The organism is Collinsella sp. LCP19S3_B11 (genome assembly GCF_052121915.1).
GTDB lineage: Bacteria > Actinomycetota > Coriobacteriia > Coriobacteriales > Coriobacteriaceae > Collinsella.
Genome location: NZ_JBQKDI010000035.1, coordinates 1 through 3,523 on the forward strand (window position 1 = coordinate 1; position 3,523 = coordinate 3,523).

Annotated in this window: 3 protein-coding genes; all 3 read left to right on the forward strand. The window is 57.4% G+C overall.

Annotated elements, in window-relative coordinates:
• On the forward strand, positions 1-110 hold a 110-nt coding region (locus ACTQV4_RS10155), incomplete at its 5' end, for an arginine deiminase family protein (RefSeq protein ID WP_148332920.1).
• 138 nt (positions 111-248) lie between these two features.
• Positions 249-1,727: an amino acid permease gene (locus ACTQV4_RS10160; RefSeq protein WP_441540633.1), complete on the forward strand. Its 1,479-nt coding sequence runs from the start codon at positions 249-251 to the stop codon at positions 1,725-1,727.
• A gap of 16 nt (positions 1,728-1,743) precedes the next feature.
• Positions 1,744-2,868, forward strand: a complete 1,125-nt coding sequence (locus tag ACTQV4_RS10165; RefSeq protein ID WP_441040929.1) for an aminotransferase — start codon at positions 1,744-1,746, stop codon at positions 2,866-2,868.
• The last annotated feature ends 655 nt before the right edge of the window (positions 2,869-3,523 follow it).

Sequence of the window (3,523 nt, forward strand, 5' to 3'; positions counted from 1 at the left end):
TGCTGTACAAGGAGGGCCTGGACCTTCTCGTCGTGCCCTCCGCCGAGCTCTCCCGCGGCCGTGGCGGCCCGCGCTGCATGAGCATGCCCTTCTGGCGCGAGGACCTCTAAGGTTTTCAAAGACCCGTACAGGTCTTAAAACAAACATCTAGCTGCCATTAGATGTCTCCCATTGGGGCGGTGCGGATCTTTCGCACCGCCCCATTCTTGTTTAATGAAGCTAATTCAACAACAGATAAGGTGGCCATTATGTCTAAAGACAGTCGTGTCGATAACCCCAACGGTGTCGGCTTTTTCGGCCTTGTCGGCATGGTCGTTTCCTCCTGCATCGGCACGGGCGTCTTCGCCCTTACCGGTCAGCTCGCTAACGTCGCCTCTCCTGGTGCTGCGCTCATCGCTTGGGTCGTTTGCGGCCTGGGCTTTTTGATGCTGGCGCTCTCGCTCGCCAACGTGGGTTCCAAGCGCCCCGATCTTGACGGCGCCTGCGCGTACGCGGAGGAGGGCTTCGGTCCTTTCCACGGATTTATCTCCGGCTGGGGCTATTGGCTTTCCGCCTGGCTCGGCAATGTCGGCTTTGGCACCATGATCGCCCAGGTCCTGGGTTCCGATTATTGCCTGGGCACGATCATGCCGGGCGTGTTCTCGGATCCCGTGACCGGAAACCCCGCTGTCGTCGGCGTCGTTGTCGTGTCGCTGGTCCTGTGGGGTATTACGTTCTTGGTCATTCGCGGCGTCGAGAGCGCTGCGGCCTTCAACGCGATCGTCATGGTCATTAAGATTGCCTCCATCCTGCTGTTCATCGTGTTTTCCTGCTTCGCCTTTAATGCCGGTGTGTTTACCGCCGACTTCTGGGGCACCGCCGCGCGCAATGCCACGATCATCGCCGCCAACTGCGTTGAACTCGGAAGCGTTGCCAACCAGGTCACGCAGTGCATTCTGATCATGATGTGGGTCTTCATCGGCGTCGAGGGCGCTTCGGTCATGTCCGGTCGCGCTAAGCGCAAGAGTGAAGTCGGCTCCGCCACTATCATCGGCTTGATCGTGCTGCTCACCCTCTACATCGGCGCTTCCGTCATTCCGTACGGCGTTGTTGACTATGCCGATCTGGTTGCGGCTCCCAAGCCTGCCACCATTTCCGTGTTCGAGCAGCTTGCTCCCGGCTGGGGCGGCGCCTTCATCTCCTGGGCCATCATCATCTCGGTGTGCGGCTCCTGGCTCTCCTTTACCATGCTTCCTGCCGAGGTCTCCTCGATGATGGCCGACCACGGTCTGCTTCCCAAGTCCTGGGGCGAGGTCAACGCCAAGGGCGCGCCGCAGATGGCCTTGATTATCGTCGGTGCCCTGACGGAGGCGTTCATCATCATCGCCACGTTCGCTGCCGACGCTTATACCTTCGCGATCTCCATGTGCACCGTGACCATCGTTGTCACCTGGGCCTACGCTGCTGCCTATCAGGTCAAGCTCTCTCGCGAGCGCGGCGAGTCGGGCCAGGCTCTTATCGGTATCCTCGCCCTGGTGTTCCAGGTCGTCGGCGTGCTCTTTACCGGCTGGGGTTTCTTGCTGCTTGCCTGTCTGGGCTACATTCCCGGTTTCCTGTTCTATCGCAAGGCACTCACCGAGTCTGGTCAGTCCATGGGCAACGGCCAGGTTATCTGTGCCGTGGTGATCGCCCTTTTGGGCATCATCTCCATTCCCATGACCTTCGCCGGCATCATCCCCGTGTTCTAGCGATTGGAGCCTAGCCATGGATATCAAGACAATCGGCGTTGAGGAATGGCTCAACGTTTGGGAGAAGAGCGCTACGTGGGATATCGCCCAGTCGACGATCTCGTCGCTTACCATGGGCGAGTTGCGCGCGCTCGACGAGCAGGACGGCGCTACCTTCTACGAGCGCCTGGACCGCGAGAAGATGAACTACGGCTGGATCGAGGGCTCGCCCGACTTTAAGGCCGAGGTCGCCAAGCTCTATCGTCGCGAGGTCAATCCCGATCACATTCTTCAGACCAATGGCTGCACGGGTGCCAACCTCAACGCCATCATGGCCGTTGTCGAGCCCGGCGACCACGTGATTGCCGAGTGGCCTACCTATGCGCCGCTCTACGAGATCCCGCGTACACTGGGCGCCGAGGTCGAGTATTGGGAGCTTCGCGAGGAGCTCGGCTGGAAGCCCGATATCGAGGAACTCAAGCGCCTGGTTCGCCCCAACACGAAACTCATCTGCATCAATAACGCATCGAACCCCATCGGTACGGTGCTTGATGCCGATACGCTCGGTCAGATTGCCGAGATCGCCCGTTCGGTGGGCGCCTACGTGCTGTGTGACGAGGTGTATCTGCCGCTCGAGAACACCGAGTCCTTTATGTCGATGGTCGACGTGTATGAGAAGGCCATTGTCACCAACTCGGTGTCTAAGACCTATTCGACGCCTGCAGCCCGCGTGGGTTGGGTCGTGGCCGACGAAGAGGTGTCCAATCGCATCCGTACCTATCGCGATTACACCATGATCTGCGGCGGCGTGTTCAACGATGCCCTGGCGACCTATGTGCTTGAGCACAAGGACAAGATTCTCGAGCGCAACCGCAAGATCGTGTCTGGCAATCGCGATATCGCGCAGGCTTGGATCGATACGCAACATCGCGTTTCCTGGACGGCCCCGCAGGGCGTGTCTACCTCGTTTATCCAGCTTGATATTCCCGAGGACGACGAGGAGTTCTGCAAGCGCCTGTTGTCCGAGAGGGGAGTGCTGCTGGTGCCCGGCAGCCGTTTTGAGCTTCCCTGCGGCGCACGCCTGGGCTACTGCGCGAGCGAAAATGTTCTTCGCGAGGGCCTGAGGCTTCTGGGCGAGGCTCTGGCCGAGTTCGATCGCTAATCCCTTGAGGCCCTCGAAGGACTAAACCTTACTTGGCCCTAGGTGTACCGAATGCAGACCCGCTCCCTTTTGGGGAGCGGGTCTGCATGTCTTTGCCGCCGGAAAAGTCAAGTTGTTACAAATGGGGACGCAAGATCGATCGGGTATTCGACGGGCCTTATACTAAGTTTCCGGTGAACGGTATCCAACGTCTGGTAAACGGTAATCTGTTTGCTAAAAATGAATAGGACAAACTTTTTTATGAATAAAAATGAAAATGGTTGAGAGACAGCAAGAATTGCGAATTCTATTCATATCGTTGCACGAAATATGCAATCTGAGGGTGGTTTAACAAAGTTTAGTTCCATTTGATTTTTGGATTGAAAACGCGTTTAAGCACGTAAATAAACTTTATTAAATCAAAGTGTGCCATGCGTGAAGTATATGTGTATGCCGTTCACCCCCTATAAAAAACCGTTCGGGGGCAAGGTGGAAGTATGGGTTGATTTTGGATATAAATATGTCGTCAGCAATAACGCCTCACACGGAGGGGCGCTAACGAATCGGCCCTGACAAGGGCCCGAAAGAAAGGTAGGAGGCCATGACGAAAGGTCTGCACGTGCCTTCCGAGATCGGCAAGCTCAGGAAGGTCTGCCTGCACCGTCCCGGCGACGAG

Bases quoted from the DNA above. Each gene is read 5' to 3' on its own strand.
- ACTQV4_RS10160 (WP_441540633.1), top strand. From the start codon at position 249: ATGTCTAAAGACAGTCGTGTCGATAACCCCAACGGTGTCGGCTTTTTC.
- ACTQV4_RS10165 (WP_441040929.1), top strand. From the start codon at position 1,744: ATGGATATCAAGACAATCGGCGTTGAGGAATGGCTCAACGTTTGGGAG.